Here is a 16,205-nt window from a genome sequence, read left to right on the forward strand (position 1 = left end):
ACATTGGTATAGGTTCTGTCAGTTTCCTGCGAACTCTTACCCCACGTCGCGCCTAATTGGCTTGCAAGCCGGCTGCGGAAGGGATAGTCACGCCGCGTTGCAGCAATGCCGCCGCTTATCTCCTTGTGTCGCATCTGCTTTCTCGCGAAGCTGCTGTGCCTTAGATAAGAAGCGTTAGGCTAGCCAAGGTCTGTTCATGGACACCCTACTGAGTTCCTATCTTCCGGTCGTGATTTTCATCGGCGTCGCCATGTTGGTTGGCGTCGCGCTAACGGTCGCGCCCTTTCTGGTTGCTTATCGCAATCCCGATCCCGAGAAACTGTCGGCTTACGAGTGCGGCTTCAATGCGTTCGACGATGCGCGCATGAAGTTCGACGTCCGCTTCTACCTGGTGGCGATTCTCTTCATCATCTTCGATCTCGAAGTGGCGTTCCTGTTCCCGTGGGCAGTGTCTTTCGGTGAGATCGGCATGTTTGGCTTCTGGTCGATGATGGTGTTCCTGGGCATCCTGACGCTCGGCTTCATCTATGAATGGAAGAAGGGAGCACTCGAATGGGATTGAGCCCGACGCCGGTATTTCCGACCAAAGTGACCCCTGAGGGAACACTCGTCGCGCGCCAGCCGCGCGGCATCATCGATCCGAACACCGGCAAGCCGGTTGGCGCGGACGATCCGTTCTTTGGCGAGATCAACGACGAGCTCGCCGACAAGGGCTTTATCCTCACCTCATCCGAGGCGCTGATCACCTGGGCCCGTTCGGGCTCGCTGATGTTCATGACTTTCGGTCTGGCCTGTTGTGCGGTGGAGATGATCCACACATCGATGCCGCGCTATGACAGCGAGCGCTTCGGCGTTGCGCCGCGCGCATCACCGCGCCAGTCGGACATCATGATCGTGTCCGGCACGCTGACCAACAAGATGGCGCCTGCTTTGCGCAAGGTCTACGACCAGATGCCGGAGCCGCGCTACGTCATCTCGATGGGCTCCTGCGCCAACGGCGGCGGCTATTACCATTATTCCTATTCCGTCGTGCGCGGCTGCGATCGCATCGTGCCGGTGGATATCTATGTGCCCGGCTGCCCGCCCACTGCGGAAGCCCTTCTGTACGGCATTCTTCTTCTTCAGAAGAAGATCCGCCGCACCGGCACGATCGAGCGGTGAGGCCATGAGCGAAGCTCTCAACGATCTTGCTGCCTATCTCGGTGAAAAGCTGGGCAATCGGCTGGAAAAAGCCGTTGTGGTTCACGGCGAGCTGACGATCACTGTGCCGGCGCCCGTTATCGTGGAAGTCGTATCCTTCCTGAAACGCGACGCGCAGTGCCAGTTCATCTCGATCCTGGATGTCTGCGGTGCGGACTATCCTTCGCGGCCGCAGCGCTTCGATGTGGTTTATCACTTCCTGTCGCCGCGTCAGAACCAGCGCATCCGCATCAAGGTTCTGACGGACGAAGATACGCCGGTGCCGTCCATCATCAGCGTTTTCCCGGGCGCCGACTGGTATGAGCGCGAGACCTACGACCTCTACGGCATTCTGTTCTCCGGTCATCCGGATCTGCGCCGCATCCTGACTGACTACGGTTTCGAAGGTCATCCACTGCGCAAGGACTTCCCGTTGACGGGCTTCGTCGAAGTTCGCTACGACGACGAGGTGAAGCGCGTGGTCTACGAACCGGTGGATCTCAAGCAGGAATTCCGCAACTTCGACTTCCTGTCTCCGTGGGAAGGTACCGATTACGTGCTGCCCGGCGACGAGAAGTCGAAGGCGAATTAAGGCGCTAAAATGCCCGAAACATCCGTTCGCAATTTCAACATCAACTTCGGCCCGCAGCACCCTGCGGCACACGGCGTTCTGCGCCTCGTGCTGGAGCTCGACGGCGAAGTGGTGGATCGCGTCGATCCGCATATCGGCCTGCTCCATCGCGGCACCGAGAAGCTGATCGAAGCTAAGACCTATCTGCAGGCCGTTCCGTATTTCGATCGCCTCGATTACTGCGCGCCGATGAGCCAGGAGCATGCCTTTGCTCTGGCTGTGGAGCGTCTGCTCGAGATCGAAGTTCCGAAGCGCGGCCAGCTCATCCGCGTGCTTTGTTGCGAACTCAGCCGCTGCATGTCGCACATCCTCAACGTCACGACTCAGGCGCTTGATATCGGCGCCTTGACCCCGCCGCTGTGGGGCTTCGTCGAACGCGAGCGGATGAACACGTTCTATGAGCGGATTTCCGGCTCGCGCATGCACGCAGCCTATTTCCGTCCCGGCGGCGTTCATCAGGACATTCCGGACCAGATCATCGAGGACATGGGCAACTGGCTCGATCCGTTCCTCAAGACCCTCGACGATCTCGACAGCCTGATGACGGGCAATCGCATCTTCAAGCAGCGCAACGTCGATATCGGTGTCGTGTCTCTCGATGAGGCTTGGGAGCGTGGCTTCTCCGGTGTGATGGTACGCGGCTCGGGCGCTGCCTGGGATCTGCGCAAGTCGCAGCCCTATGAGTGCTATTCCGAGATGGAATTCGACATTCCGATCGGCAAGAACGGCGACTGCTATGATCGCTACCTAATTCGCATGGAAGAGATGCGCCAGTCGGCGCGCATCATGCGCCAATGCATCGATCGTCTGCTTGGAGCGGAAAAGGTCGGCCCGGTGTCGAACACCGACGGCAAGGTCGTTCCGCCGAAACGCGCTGCGATGAAGCGGTCGATGGAAGCGCTCATCCATCACTTCAAGCTCTACACCGAAGGCTACAAGGTGCCGGCCGGCGAGGTCTATGCCGCCGTTGAAGCACCGAAAGGCGAGTTCGGCGTTTATCTCGTGTCCGACGGCACCAACAAGCCGTATCGTTGCAAGCTGCGCGCACCAGGCTTCGCGCATCTTTCGGCGATGGATTTCATGTGCAGGGGCCATCTTCTGGCCGACGTGAGCGCCGTTCTCGGCTCGCTCGATATCGTGTTTGGTGAGGTCGACCGCTAAAATGTCCGTTCGTCGCCTTGCAGAGCCCGCAGTTCAGCCAGCCAGCTTCGCCTTTAACGAGGAAAACGCTGCCTGGGCTGACCGCGCCATCGCCAAATATCCGGAAGGCCGCCAGCAGTCCGCCGTGATCCCGCTGCTCATGCGGGCACAGGAACAGGAAGGCTGGGTTTCGAAGGCTGCCATCGAGACTGTCGCTGATATGCTGGGCATGCCCTATATCCGCGTTCTCGAGGTTGCGACCTTCTACACTCAGTATCAGCTGAAGCCGGTTGGTACGAAGGGGCATGTGCAGGTTTGCGGCACCACGCCCTGCATGGTGCGCGGCGCCGGCGCGTTGATGGATGTGTGCCGCTCCAAGATCCATCACGACCAGTTCCACACCAATGAAAGCGGCACGCTGTCCTGGGAAGAGGTCGAATGCCTCGGCGCCTGCGTGAACGCGCCGATGGTCATGGTGTTCAAGGATACCTATGAAGACCTGACACCGGACCGTCTGGCTGAGATCATCGATGCTTTCGAGGCGGGCAATCCGCCTCAGCCCGGTCCGCAGATCGATCGTTTCTATTCCGCTCCGGCTTCCGGCTTCACGTCGCTGACCGACGAGCAGGCCATTCAGGACAACGCCCGCGAATGGCGTGAGAAGCGCAAGCAGGCATGGTCGGCCGAAGCGGCACCGGCAACCGGAGAAACGGCTGCGCCGCCGTCGGAGGCCGCACGACCGAAAACGGATGCGGCTGAAACCAATCCAACCATCAAGTCGCCATCGCCGGAAAAGACCAACCCTGCGGCCGAACGCGCCGATAGCGTGAAGGCACCGACTGGCAACGCCGCCGAGGCCAACAAGGCCGATCCTTCCGTTGAGGGTGAGGCCAAGCAGCGCAAGAACAGCACCGAGAAGGAAGGCGACGAGAGCCTGAAGGCTCCGGAGCTTTTCAAGGAAGAACCGGTTGGTGCTGACGCCAAGGGTGAAGCAGCATCCGACGCCGACACGACGAGCGCTGGCAAGGATATGGCCGGTCATCCGGATGCCGAAGCTGAAGGCAAGTCTGGCAGCAAAGACGGTGAGGCAAGCTGATGCTCGCAGATAAGGACCGCATCTTCACCAATATCTACGGCCGTTTCGACCAATCGATCCAGGGTGCGATGGCGCGCGGATTGTGGGACGGAACGGACGAGATCATCGCAAAGGGTCGCGACTGGATCATCAACGAGATGAAGGCGTCCGGCCTGCGTGGCCGCGGCGGCGCTGGATTCCCGACCGGTCTCAAGTGGTCCTTCATGCCGAAGAACACGGAAGGGCGTCCGTCCTATCTCGTGGTCAACGCCGATGAGTCGGAGCCTGGCACCTGCAAGGACCGAGAAATTCTGCGCCACGATCCGCATACGCTGGTCGAGGGCTGCCTGATTGCCGGTTTCGCGATGGGCGCAACCGCTGCCTACATCTATGTTCGCGGCGAGTTCATCCGCGAGCGCGAAGCGCTGCAGCGGGCGATCGACGAAGCCTATGAGATGGGTTTCATCGGCAAGAACAACAAGAACGGCTACGATTTCGAGATCTACGTTCACCACGGCGCGGGCGCTTATATCTGTGGTGAGGAAACGGCCTTGCTCGAGAGCCTCGAAGGCAAGAAGGGCCAGCCGCGCCTGAAGCCGCCATTCCCGGCGAATATGGGTCTTTATGGCTGCCCCACGACCGTCAACAACGTCGAGTCGATTGCGGTCGCACCGACCATTCTTCGTCGCGGCGCCAGCTGGTTCTCGTCCATCGGCCGTCCGAACAATGTCGGCACCAAGCTGTTCATGCTGGTCGGGCACGTCAACACGCCCTGCACGGTTGAAGAAGCCATGGGCATCTCCTTCCGCGAGCTGGTGGAAAAGCACGGCGGCGGTATTCGCGGCGGCTGGGACAATCTGCTTGCCGTTATTCCCGGCGGCGCATCCTGCCCGGTGGTGAAGGCGGAAGACATCATCGATTGCCCGATGGACTTCGATGGCCTGCGCGAACGCAAGTCATCCTTCGGCACGGCAGCCGTGATCGTGATGGACAAGTCGACGGATATCGTGAAGGCAATCGCGCGGCTGTCCTACTTCTTCAAGCATGAAAGCTGCGGCCAGTGCACGCCTTGCCGCGAAGGCACGGGCTGGATGTGGCGTGTGATGGAGCGGCTGGTGCGCGGCGAAGCGCAAAAGCGTGAAATCGACATGCTGCTGGACGTGACGAAGCAGGTCGAAGGTCATACGATCTGCGCACTTGGCGATGCGGCAGCATGGCCGATCCAGGGTCTGATCCGTAATTTCCGGCCCGAGATCGAACGTCGTATCGATGAGTTTTCCTACAACGCGCACCGTGTCGAGCCGGTGCTGGTTGCTGCGGAATAAGGGTACGGGATCAGCGAGCCTGGCACGGCATTGAGATCAAGGATCTCGCAGCGCCAGCAGGCACGATATTGGTAGAGTGGATCAGGAGGCACTGGCCTTCAGGATCCAAAGGAATTGGCAGATCATGGCTAAGCTCAAGGTCGACGGGAAAGAAATAGAGGTACCCGACCACTACACGCTGCTTCAGGCAGCGGAGGATGCGGGTGCCGAGGTGCCGCGTTTCTGTTTCCATGAGCGGTTGTCGATCGCCGGAAACTGCCGCATGTGCCTGGTCGAGGTAAAGGGTGGACCTCCCAAGCCGCAGGCTTCCTGCGCCATGGGTGTCAAGGATCTGCGTCCGGGTCCGAACGGCGAGCTGCCGGAAATGTTCACCAACACGCCGATGGTCAAGAAGGCCCGCGAAGGCGTGATGGAGTTCCTGCTCATCAACCATCCGCTGGATTGCCCGATCTGCGATCAGGGCGGCGAGTGCGATCTGCAGGACCAGGCGATGGCCTTCGGCGTCGACGCTTCCCGCTATGGTGAGAACAAGCGCGCGGTTGAAGACAAGTATATCGGTCCGCTGGTCAAGACGATCATGACGCGCTGCATCCACTGCACGCGCTGCGTCCGCTTCACCACTGAAGTTGCCGGCATTTCCGAGCTCGGTTTGATCGGCCGCGGCGAGGATGCCGAGATCACCACCTATCTCGAACAGGCGATGACGTCCGAACTGCAGGGCAATGTCATCGATCTCTGCCCGGTCGGCGCGCTCACCTCGCGTCCCTATGCTTTCCAGGCGCGTCCTTGGGAGTTGTCGAAGACGGAATCGATCGACGTCATGGATGCGGTAGGTTCGGCGATCCGCGTTGATACGCGCGGCCGCGAAGTCATGCGCATCATGCCGCGCGTGAATGACGAAGTGAACGAGGAGTGGATCTCCGACAAGACCCGCTTCATCTGGGATGGCCTGCGCACACAGCGGCTCGATCGTCCTTACATCCGTCGCGGCGGTCGCCTGCAGCCGGCAAGCTGGGCCGAAGCCTTTGCAGCGGTGAAGACGGCTATGGCCGGCAAGGCGGGTGACCGTGTCGGTGCGATTGCTGGCGACCTGGCAACCGTCGAGGAAATGTACGCGCTGAAGAGCCTGATGGGCTCGGTCGGTTCGGCCAACATCGATTGCCGCCAGGATGGTGCAGCACTCGATCCCGCTCACGGCCGCGCAAGCTACATCTTCAATCCGACCATCGACGGCATCGAACAGGCTGACGCCGTTCTGATCATCGGCTCGAATCCGCGCTTCGAAGCCTCGGTGCTGAATGCGCGCATTCGCAAGGCATGGCGTCAGAAGGGCATGCCGATCGGCGTGATTGGCGACATGGGCGATCTGCGTTACGACTACGAGATGCTCGGTGCCGGCACGGATACGCTGACCCAGCTGTCTGATGGCAAGCTCGACTTCCTCGATGTCCTGAACAAGGCCGAGCGTCCGCTGATCATCGTAGGGCAGGGCGCTTTGGCGCGTGCCGATGGTTCGGCTGTTCTGTCGGCTGCAGCAAAGCTCGCCGAGTCCGTGGGCGCCGTCGCTGAAGACTGGAACGGCTTTGCGGTGCTTCATACTGCGGCAGCGCGCGTCGGCGGTCTCGATATCGGTTTTGTGCCGGGCTCGAACGGCAAGTCGGTTGCCCAGATGATGGGTGCGCTCGATGTGCTCTTCCTGCTTGGCGCCGATGAGTTCGACATGAACCAGATCGGTGCGGACACGTTCACCGTATACATCGGCAGCCATGGCGATGCCGGCGCACATCGTGCTGATGTCATTCTTCCAGGTGCCACCTACACGGAAAAGTCCGGTTTGTTCGTGAACACCGAAGGTCGTGTTCAGCTTGCCAACCGTGCCGGCTTTGCGCCAGGCGAAGCCAAGGAAGACTGGGCCATCCTGCGCGCTCTGTCTGACGTCCTCGGCCATAAGCTGCCGTTCGACAACCTGGCTCAGCTGCGTGCCAAGCTCTTTGCCGAGTTCCCGCATCTGGCCGCGATCGATGAGATCGCGCCAGCGGATATGGCGGGCCTTTCGGCTCTGGCCGATCTTGGTGGCGACTTCGAGCGTGGCGCTTTTGTTTCTCCGGTGAAGGACTTCTACCTCACCAACCCGATTGCCCGTGCATCTGCTGTGATGGCCGAATGCTCTTCGCTTGCGCAGAGCGGTTTCCAGCAGGCAGCGGAATAAGAGATGGCGATGGAAACTTCCTTCTTCTGGGTCTATGTCTGGCCGCCACTGCTCATCCTGATCCAGTCGCTGGTTCTGGTGGTGATCCTGCTCGTGGGCGTGGCCTACCTGCTTTACGCCGACCGCAAGATCTGGGCCGCCGTTCAGCTGCGCCGCGGCCCGAACGTGGTCGGTCCATGGGGTACGCTCCAGGCATTTGCCGATCTGTTGAAGTTCGTCTTCAAGGAGCCGGTGATTCCGTCCGGCGCCAACAAGGCCGTGTTCCTGTTGGCACCAATGGTCTCCGCCGTTCTGGCGATCGCGGCCTGGGCCGTTATCCCGGTGAGCGAAGGCTGGGCTATTGCCAGCATCAACGTCGGCGTTCTCTACATCTTCGCGATTACTTCGCTTGAAGTGTATGGCGTGATCATGGGCGGTTGGGCGTCGAACTCGAAATACCCGTTTCTGGGCGCGCTGCGTTCGGCTGCACAGATGGTGTCTTATGAAGTCTCGATCGGCTTCGTGATCGTCACCGTGCTTCTCACCGTCGGCTCGCTTAACCTGACGGACATCGTTCTGTCGCAGCATACCGGCCTTGGCACGATGCTCGGCCTGCCGAACACGTTCCTCGACTGGAACTGGCTGGCACTGTTCCCGATGTTCATCATCTTCTTTATTTCGGCGCTGGCTGAAACGAACCGTCCGCCCTTCGATCTGGTTGAAGCCGAGTCGGAACTCGTCGCCGGTCATATGATCGAATATTCGTCGACGCCGTTCCTCTTGTTCTTCCTTGGCGAGTATGTCGCGATTGTCTTGATGTGCGCGCTCACCACCATCCTGTTCCTGGGTGGATGGCTGCCGCCGTTCGACTTTGCCCCCTTCACCTGGGTGCCGGGCGTCATCTGGTTCGTGCTGAAGCTGTGCATGGTCTTCTTCATGTTCGCGATGGTGAAGGCCTTTGTTCCGCGCTATCGCTATGACCAGCTGATGCGTCTGGGCTGGAAGATCTTCCTGCCCATCTCGCTGGCGATGGTTGTGCTTACGGCGGCCTTTCTCAAGATCACAGGGTTCGCCTGATATGTCGCTTTCCATGATCGGTGCATTGGTTGGCTTGGTGATCGCGCTCGGCTTTGCCGCGTTCAGCCTTGCGCTCAGCCGGCGCGTCGATCTGGATGAAACACGTAAGGCACTGCACGTAAGTGCCTTGATTCAAATGATTGTTCTTCCTGCTGCGGGCTGGTTCGTCGCGCCTGCCTTATTTGGAGACTGAGGATGTCCGCCTTTGCCCAGGCCGCAAAGTCTCTGCTGCTGATTGAATTCGTAAAGGCGTTCGGCCTTTCCATGCGGCAGTTCTTTGCACCCAAGCACACGATCAACTACCCGCACGAAAAAGGGCCAGTGAGCCCGCGCTTTCGTGGCGAACATGCTTTGCGCCGTTATCCCAACGGTGAAGAACGCTGCATTGCCTGCAAGCTGTGCGAAGCGATCTGCCCGGCGCAGGCCATTACCATCGAGGCCGGCCCGCGCCGCAACGATGGCACCCGCCGCACCGTGCGTTACGACATCGATATGGTGAAATGCATCTATTGCGGCTTCTGCCAGGAAGCCTGCCCGGTGGATGCGATCGTGGAAGGGCCGAACTTCGAGTTCGCCACCGAAACCCGCGAAGAGCTTTACTACGACAAGGACAAGCTGTTGGCGAACGGCGACCGTTGGGAGCGCGAACTTGCGCGCAACATCCAGCTCGACGCGCCGTATCGCTGATAACCAGGGGTGAGGGCGCATGATCCGTCTGCACAGCTTGGAAGACACCAGACCGCGAATGATCCTTCCCCTTTCGCGGAACGCAAATTAAGAGGAGCTGGCATCTGCCCGAGGGGGTAAGCTGCCTGCATGTCGTGTTCTCCGAACACGGCGCCGAGAACCGAGGATACCCATGCTGACCGGTATAGAGGCGGCCTTTTTCTATCTTTTCGCTTTCGTCGCCGTGGCGTCTGCCTTCATGGTGATCGCGGCGAAGAACCCCGTTCATTCGGTTCTTTTCCTGATCCTCACCTTCTTCAACGCCGCCGGCCTGTTTCTGCTGACGGGTGCCGAGTTCCTGGCGATGATTCTGCTGGTGGTTTATGTCGGCGCGGTGGCGGTTCTCTTCTTGTTCGTCGTGATGATGCTCGACGTCGACTTCGCAGCCTTGAAGAGCGGTGCGCTTCAATATGCGCCGGTTGGCGCACTCGTCGGCATCGTTCTGGCGGCCGAGTTGATCGTGGTTGCGGGTGGATACGCCTTCACGCCTGAGCTTGCGGCAACGGCATCCATGCCGACGCCCGATCTCGCGGTGCGCAGCAACACGGCAGCGCTCGGCGACATTCTGTACACGCATTACGTCCATTACTTCCAGATGGCCGGTCTGATCCTGCTGGTTGCGATGATCGGCGCGATCGTGCTGACGCTTCGTCATAAGCCGAACGTGCGCCGCCAGTCGGTTGCCGCTCAGGTCGCGCGGACGCCGGCAACGGCGATCGAGGTCAAGAAGGTCGAGACGGGCAAGGGTATCTGACCATGGAAGTAGGCATCTCCCACTTTTTGACCGTTTCGGCCGTTCTGTTCACGCTCGGCATCTTCGGCATCTTTTTGAACCGCAAGAACATCATCGTCATTTTGATGTCGGTCGAGTTGATCCTGTTGGCGGTCAACTTGAACTTCGTCGCCTTCTCCAGCGTACTGGGCGATCTGGTTGGCCAGGTCTTTGCCTTGTTCGTTCTGACGGTGGCAGCCGCAGAGGCGGCCATCGGACTTGCGATCCTTGTGGTCTTCTATCGCAATCGCGGCTCCATCGCGGTTGAAGATGTTAATGCGATGAAGGGCTGACGGCAGCGCCATGTATCAGGCCATTGTTTTTCTTCCGCTCCTCGGCTTCCTGATCGCCGGCCTGTTTGGTCGCTCGATCGGTGCAAAGGCGTCCGAATACGTCACGTCCGGCTTCCTGGTCGTGGCTGCCGTTCTTTCGTGGATTGCCTTCTTCACGGTTGCGCTCGGTCAGACCAAAGCCTTCACCGTTCCGGTTCTGCGCTTCATTCAGGTCGGCGGCATCGACGTCTTCTGGGCACTGCGCATCGATACGCTGACCGCCGTCATGCTGATCGTGGTCAACACCGTGTCTGCATTGGTGCACATCTACTCGATTGGCTACATGCACCACGATCCGCATCGGCCGCGCTTTTTCGCTTACCTCTCGCTCTTCACCTTCGCCATGCTGATGCTGGTGACATCGGACAATTTGATCCAGATGTTCTTCGGCTGGGAGGGCGTGGGCCTGGCGTCGTATCTGCTGATCGGCTTCTGGTACAAGAAGCCGTCGGCCAGTGCTGCGGCCATGAAGGCGTTCATCGTCAACCGTGTCGGCGATTTCGGCTTCGCGCTCGGCATCTTCGGCGTCTTCGTTCTGTTCGGTTCGGTGAACTTCGATACGATCTTCGCCAATGTCGCGACCTTCATTCCGGCAGAAGGTGCTGCGCCGCAGGGGCAGGTTGCCCTGACCTTCCTCGGTTATGCGCTGAACAACCAGGCCGCTCTGACGGTTGTCTGCCTGCTGCTCTTCATGGGCGCGATGGGCAAGTCCGCACAGATCCCGCTGCACACCTGGTTGCCCGACGCGATGGAAGGCCCGACGCCTGTGTCGGCGCTGATCCACGCTGCAACCATGGTGACCGCCGGCGTGTTCATGCTGGCCCGCTTGTCGCCGATCTTCGAGCACAGCGCGACGGCTCTGACCTTCGTCACCTTCATCGGCGCGACCACGGCAATCTTCGCCGCAACCGTCGGTCTGGTTCAGAACGACATCAAGCGCGTAATCGCTTATTCGACCTGTTCGCAGCTCGGCTATATGTTTGTCGCGCTTGGTACGGGTTTCTACGGCGCCGCCGTGTTCCACCTCTTCACGCATGCCTTCTTCAAGGCGCTGCTGTTCCTGGGCTCGGGTTCGGTGATCCATGCCGTGTCCGACGAGCAGGACATGCGCAAGATGGGCGGGTTGCGTAAGCTTATCCCGACCACATACTGGATGATGGTGATCGGCACGATCGCGTTGACCGGCGTCGGTATTCCGACGACGATTCTCGGTACCGCCGGCTTCTTCTCGAAGGACGCGATCATCGAAGGTTCGTTTGCTGCGCATAATGCGGCAAGCGGCTACGCCTTCATCATGCTCGTGCTCGCCGCCGTGTTCACCAGCTTCTATTCCTGGCGCCTGATCTTCATGACCTTCCATGGCAAGCCGCGCGCGTCGGCTGACGTCATGCACCACGTGCATGAATCACCGCCGGTGATGCTGGTGCCGCTTTATATCCTGGCAGTTGGTGCCCTCTTTGCGGGCGTTCTCTTCCACGAATATTTTGTCGGCCACGACTACAACGAATTCTGGAAGGGCGCTTTGTTCACCCTGCCCGAAAACGAGATCCTCGAGCACTTCCACCATGTGCCGTTGCTCGTGAAGCTGTCGCCCTTCATCGCGATGATCGTCGGCTTCCTGCTGGCCTACCAGTTCTACATCCGCTCGCCGGAAACACCGAAGCGACTGGCTGCTCAGCATCACGGCCTCTACCAGTTCCTTCTCAACAAGTGGTATTTCGACGAGCTCTACAACTTCCTGTTCGTGCGCCCGGCCATGCGCCTTGGCCGCTTCCTCTGGAGGCAGGGTGATGGCCGCGTGATCGATGGTATGGGACCAGACGGCATTGCCGCACGGGTTGTCGATGTCACGCGCGGTGTCGTGCGTCTGCAGACCGGCTATCTCTACCACTACGCCTTTGTAATGCTGATCGGCATCGCCGCGCTGGTCACCTGGATGATGCTGGGGAACAGCTTCTGATGACTGACTGGCCAATTCTCTCGACGGTCACGTTCCTCCCGCTCGTTGGCGCGTTCCTGATCTTCCTGATCCGTGACGATGGCGCGAGCGCACGTCGCAACATCCGCAACGTCGCGCTTTTGACGACGGTGTTTACCTTCGTCCTGTCGCTTCTGATCTGGATCGGCTTCGACAACAGCCAGTCCGGTTTCCAGATGGTGGAAAAGACGAGCTGGCTCGACTCCGGCATTTCCTACCACATGGGTGTCGACGGCATTTCGATGCTGTTCGTTATCCTGACCACCTTCCTGATGCCGCTTTGCATCGCGGCCAGCTGGGTATCCGTTGAGAAGCGCGTCAAGGAATACATGATCGCGTTTCTCATCCTGGAAACGATGGTCATCGGCGTGTTCTGTGCACTCGACATCGTTCTTTTCTACGTGTTCTTCGAAGCAAGCCTGATCCCGATGTTCATCATCATCGGCGTCTGGGGTGGCAAGCGCCGCGTTTATGCGAGCTTCAAGTTCTTCCTTTATACGCTGCTCGGCTCGGTGCTGATGCTGCTCGCTATCATGGCCATGTTCTGGCAGGCGGGCACGACCGACATTCCGACGCTGATGACGCATGAGTTCCCGGCCAGCATGCAATACTGGTTATGGATCGCCTTCTTCGCGTCGTTTGCGGTCAAGATGCCGATGTGGCCGGTTCATACCTGGCTGCCGGACGCGCACGTTGAAGCGCCAACGGCGGGCTCCGTACTTCTGGCAGGCATTCTCCTGAAGATGGGCGGCTATGGCTTCTTGCGCTTCTCGCTGCCCATGTTCCCGGATGCGTCTGACTACTTCGCGCCCTTCGTCTTCACGCTGTCGGTCATAGCGATCATTTACACCTCGCTGGTCGCGTTGATGCAGGAGGACATGAAGAAATTGATCGCCTATTCGTCGGTTGCGCATATGGGCTTTGTGACGATGGGCATCTTCGCGATGAATGCCGAAGGCGTTCAGGGCGCCATTTTCCAGATGCTGTCGCACGGCCTCGTCTCGGGTGCGCTCTTCCTCTGCGTCGGCGTGGTCTATGATCGCCTGCATACCCGTGAGATCTCTGCCTATGGTGGTCTGGTGCATAACATGCCGAACTACGCGGTCGTGTTCCTGATCTTCACGATGGGCAATGTCGGTCTGCCGGGCACCAGTGGCTTCGTGGGCGAGTTCCTGACCATGATGGGTGCTTTCCGCGCCAACACCTGGGTCGCCTTCTTCGCGGCCACCGGTGTCATCCTTTCGGCGGCTTATGCGCTTTGGCTCTATCGCCGCATCATCTTCGGCGCCTTGACCAAGGAGAGCCTGAAGTCGATGCTGGATCTCTCGACGCGCGAAAAGGCCATCATCTATCCGCTGGTAGTGCTCACGATCTTCTTCGGCGTTTATCCGGCTCCGGTCTTCAATGTAACGACCGCTTCGGTCGACGCGTTGATCTCCCATATCTCCCAGGCGACGGGCGCGGCTGATACCGCCTCGCTCGCGAAGTAAGGACGTCCGCAGCAATGACTACGGCTCTTTCCACAAGCCTTTCGCTGCTTGGCCCGGAACTCATCCTCGCCGTCGGCGCAGTCGCGCTTCTGATGATCGGCGTGTTCAGCGCGGAACAGCGAGCCAACCGGCTTGTCACCGGTCTGAGCGTTGCCGTGCTCGTGGCAGCGCTCCTGTGGATGTGGTTCTACGGTCGTGACGGCTATGCCTTTGGCGGCGCTATTATTCAGGACGCGTTCGGCCGCTTCATGAAGAGCCTTGCGCTCATCGGTTCGGCGGTCACGCTGTTCATGTCGGTCGGCTTCGCCAAGAGCGAGCGCTTCGACAAGTTCGAGTTCCCCGTATTGATCGTGCTTTGTACGCTCGGTATGATGCTGATGATCACAGCCAACGACATGCTTGGCCTGTATCTTGGCCTCGAACTGCAGTCGCTGGCGATCTATGTGCTTGCCGCCTTCAATCGCGACAGCCTCCGCTCCACGGAAGCCGGTCTGAAGTATTTCGTGCTCGGCGCATTGTCTTCCGGCATGCTGCTTTACGGCATTTCGCTGGTTTACGGTTACACTGGCCACACGGGCTTCCAGGAAATCGCACTCGCCTTGAACGGTTCGGAGCGTCAGCTCGGCCTCGTCTTTGGTCTGGTCTTCGTTCTGGCCGGCTTGGCTTTCAAGATTTCCGCCGTGCCGTTCCACATGTGGACGCCGGACGTTTATGAAGGCGCGCCGACGCCGATCACCGCCTTCATGGCTGCTGCGCCCAAGATGGCTGCCATGGCGCTGACAGTGCGCGTCACCATGGAAGCGTTTGCGCCGATCGCACCGGACTGGCAGCAGATCATCGTGTTCATCTCGATCGCGTCCATGCTGCTTGGTTCGTTTGCCGCCATCGGTCAGCGCAACATCAAGCGCCTGATGGCCTATTCCTCGATCGGCCACATGGGCTTTGCTCTGGTCGGTCTGGCCGCCAACTCCGAAACGGGCGTTCGCGGCGTCGTGCTCTACATGGCGATCTATCTGGCGATGACGCTGGGCACCTTCGCCGTCATTCTCGCGATGCGCCGCAAGGAAGGCAATGTCGAGAATATCGACGATCTCGCCGGTCTTTCTACGACCCATCCGCTGATGGCGCTCGTTCTGACCATCATGATGTTCTCGCTCGCTGGCATCCCGCCTTTGGCAGGCTTCTGGGCCAAGTGGTACGTCTTCCTGGCGGCGATCAACTCCGGTCTTTACGCCTTGTCGGTGATCGGTGTTCTCGCTTCCGTGGTGGGTGCCTTCTACTACTTGCGTCTCATCAAGATCATGTGGTTCGATGAGCCTGTCGGCAGCTTCGTTCCTGTTGCCGGTGAGTTGCGCGTTGTTCTGGCTGTGTCGGCTGCCTTTACGCTGCTTTACGTGCTCATCGGTGGTCCGCTCGGCAATATGGCGGAAGCCGCAGCAATGTCCTTCTTCTGAGGAATGACGTTCCAACTCGCTCCGGAGGCACTGGATCAAGGGTATCGCTTGGAGGGCCATCATACGGTCGGTTCCACAAATGCCCTTGCCCTGGAGCGTGCAACGAATGGTGACGCGGGCAATCTCTGGATCTGCGCGCTGAAACAGGAAAGTGGCCGCGGGCGACGGGGTCGCGCCTGGGAAACGCCGGTCGGCAATCTCGCGGCAACGTTGCTGGTGGTCGGAAGCCATGATCCCAAGAGAGCCGCCACGCTCGGCTTCGTGGCAGGGCTCTCGCTCTCGGACGCTCTGCAGGCAGCTCTGCCTGACGCCGATCTTTCGGTCGCAGCCGATGCTGGCGGGATGCGGGACGGCAGTCGCTTTGCCTTGAAGTGGCCGAACGATGTTTTGGCTGATGGTGCCAAGCTGTCCGGCATCTTGCTTGAATCGACGTTCCTGCCGGACGGGCGCTTCGCCGTTGCTGTCGGGATCGGCGTCAACGTAGTCGCTCACCCCGCAGATCTTCCCTATCCCGCAACATCGCTGCAGGCTCTGGGTGCTGATCTGACGGCCGAGGACCTGCTCAGCCTGCTCAGCGCAGCCTGGGCGCGCAACATTGCGCTGTGGGACGAGGGGCGGGGCCTGGCTGTTATCCGCGACCTTTGGCTTGCAAGAGCCGCTGGCCTAGGCGGCGATGTGGCCGTGCGGCTTGACGGCGCGGTTCTTCGCGGCACATTCGAGACCATCGACGAGGATTGCCGCTTCGTTATTCGTCTGAACGACGGCAGCCTGGCGCAGATCGCGGCAGGTGACGTACATTTCGGGGCTGTCGCTTCGGCGTCCGCTTCATAAAGGATAG

The 16,205-nt window shown here is 59.8% G+C and carries 16 protein-coding genes; all 16 read left to right on the plus strand.

What is annotated here, in order from left to right; genetic code table 11:
- The first annotated feature begins 196 nt into the window (after window positions 1-196).
- The 16 genes from JYU29_RS06125 to JYU29_RS06200 all read left to right on the plus strand — a co-directional run bounded on the left by JYU29_RS06125 (window position 197) and on the right by JYU29_RS06200 (window position 16,198).
- A complete protein-coding gene (locus JYU29_RS06125; protein WP_213983813.1) occupies window positions 197-562 on the plus strand; it encodes an NADH-quinone oxidoreductase subunit A in 366 nt (121 codons plus the stop codon).
- Window positions 553-1,161 carry a NuoB/complex I 20 kDa subunit family protein gene (locus JYU29_RS06130; RefSeq protein WP_213983814.1) on the plus strand — a complete coding sequence of 203 codons (609 nt, stop codon included), beginning with the start codon at window positions 553-555 and terminating at the stop codon, window positions 1,159-1,161. Before JYU29_RS06125 ends, JYU29_RS06130 begins: the two co-directional genes overlap by 10 nt.
- Before the next feature lie 4 nt (window positions 1,162-1,165).
- Window positions 1,166-1,771 carry an NADH-quinone oxidoreductase subunit C gene (locus JYU29_RS06135; protein ID WP_213983815.1) on the plus strand — a complete coding sequence of 202 codons (606 nt, stop codon included), beginning with the start codon at window positions 1,166-1,168 and terminating at the stop codon, window positions 1,769-1,771.
- A gap of 9 nt (window positions 1,772-1,780) precedes the next feature.
- Window positions 1,781-2,971 carry an NADH-quinone oxidoreductase subunit D gene (locus JYU29_RS06140; RefSeq protein WP_213983816.1) on the plus strand — a complete coding sequence of 397 codons (1,191 nt, stop codon included), beginning with the start codon at window positions 1,781-1,783 and terminating at the stop codon, window positions 2,969-2,971.
- Between the two features lies 1 nt (window position 2,972).
- On the plus strand, window positions 2,973-4,046 hold the full coding sequence (gene nuoE, locus JYU29_RS06145; RefSeq protein ID WP_213983817.1) for an NADH-quinone oxidoreductase subunit NuoE: 1,074 nt from the start codon (window positions 2,973-2,975) through the stop codon (window positions 4,044-4,046).
- Window positions 4,046-5,350 carry an NADH-quinone oxidoreductase subunit NuoF gene (nuoF, locus tag JYU29_RS06150; protein ID WP_213983818.1) on the plus strand — a complete coding sequence of 435 codons (1,305 nt, stop codon included), beginning with the start codon at window positions 4,046-4,048 and terminating at the stop codon, window positions 5,348-5,350. Before nuoE ends, nuoF begins: the two co-directional genes overlap by 1 nt.
- Window positions 5,351-5,474: 124 nt before the next feature.
- Window positions 5,475-7,559 (plus strand): NADH-quinone oxidoreductase subunit NuoG, encoded by a 2,085-nt coding sequence (gene nuoG / locus JYU29_RS06155; protein WP_213983819.1) that lies wholly within the window; start codon window positions 5,475-5,477, stop codon window positions 7,557-7,559.
- Between the two features lie 9 nt (window positions 7,560-7,568).
- Window positions 7,569-8,615 (plus strand): NADH-quinone oxidoreductase subunit NuoH, encoded by a 1,047-nt coding sequence (nuoH, locus tag JYU29_RS06160; protein ID WP_213983820.1) that lies wholly within the window; start codon window positions 7,569-7,571, stop codon window positions 8,613-8,615.
- Between the two features lies 1 nt (window position 8,616).
- Window positions 8,617-8,808, plus strand: coding sequence for a hypothetical protein (locus JYU29_RS06165; protein ID WP_213983821.1), 192 nt, complete (start codon window positions 8,617-8,619; stop codon window positions 8,806-8,808).
- A 2-nt stretch (window positions 8,809-8,810) separates the two neighbouring features.
- A complete protein-coding gene (gene nuoI / locus JYU29_RS06170) occupies window positions 8,811-9,302 on the plus strand; it encodes an NADH-quinone oxidoreductase subunit NuoI (RefSeq protein WP_213983822.1) in 492 nt (163 codons plus the stop codon).
- A 172-nt stretch (window positions 9,303-9,474) separates the two neighbouring features.
- On the plus strand, window positions 9,475-10,095 hold the full coding sequence (locus JYU29_RS06175; protein ID WP_213983823.1) for an NADH-quinone oxidoreductase subunit J: 621 nt from the start codon (window positions 9,475-9,477) through the stop codon (window positions 10,093-10,095).
- Between the two features lie 2 nt (window positions 10,096-10,097).
- Window positions 10,098-10,406, plus strand: a complete 309-nt coding sequence (gene nuoK, locus JYU29_RS06180; protein ID WP_213983824.1) for an NADH-quinone oxidoreductase subunit NuoK — start codon at window positions 10,098-10,100, stop codon at window positions 10,404-10,406.
- A 10-nt stretch (window positions 10,407-10,416) separates the two neighbouring features.
- On the plus strand, window positions 10,417-12,405 hold the full coding sequence (gene nuoL, locus JYU29_RS06185; protein WP_213983825.1) for an NADH-quinone oxidoreductase subunit L: 1,989 nt from the start codon (window positions 10,417-10,419) through the stop codon (window positions 12,403-12,405).
- On the plus strand, window positions 12,405-13,913 hold the full coding sequence (locus JYU29_RS06190; protein ID WP_213983826.1) for an NADH-quinone oxidoreductase subunit M: 1,509 nt from the start codon (window positions 12,405-12,407) through the stop codon (window positions 13,911-13,913). The genes nuoL and JYU29_RS06190 overlap by 1 nt, the downstream gene beginning before the upstream one ends.
- Before the next feature lie 14 nt (window positions 13,914-13,927).
- Window positions 13,928-15,367, plus strand: a complete 1,440-nt coding sequence (gene nuoN, locus JYU29_RS06195) for an NADH-quinone oxidoreductase subunit NuoN (RefSeq protein WP_213983827.1) — start codon at window positions 13,928-13,930, stop codon at window positions 15,365-15,367.
- Window positions 15,368-15,370: 3 nt separating this feature from the next.
- A complete protein-coding gene (locus tag JYU29_RS06200; protein WP_213983828.1) occupies window positions 15,371-16,198 on the plus strand; it encodes a biotin--[acetyl-CoA-carboxylase] ligase in 828 nt (275 codons plus the stop codon).
- Window positions 16,199-16,205: the final 7 nt, after the last annotated feature.

This window comes from Tianweitania aestuarii (assembly GCF_018457165.1).
GTDB classification, from domain to species: Bacteria; Pseudomonadota; Alphaproteobacteria; order Rhizobiales; family Rhizobiaceae; genus Tianweitania; species Tianweitania aestuarii.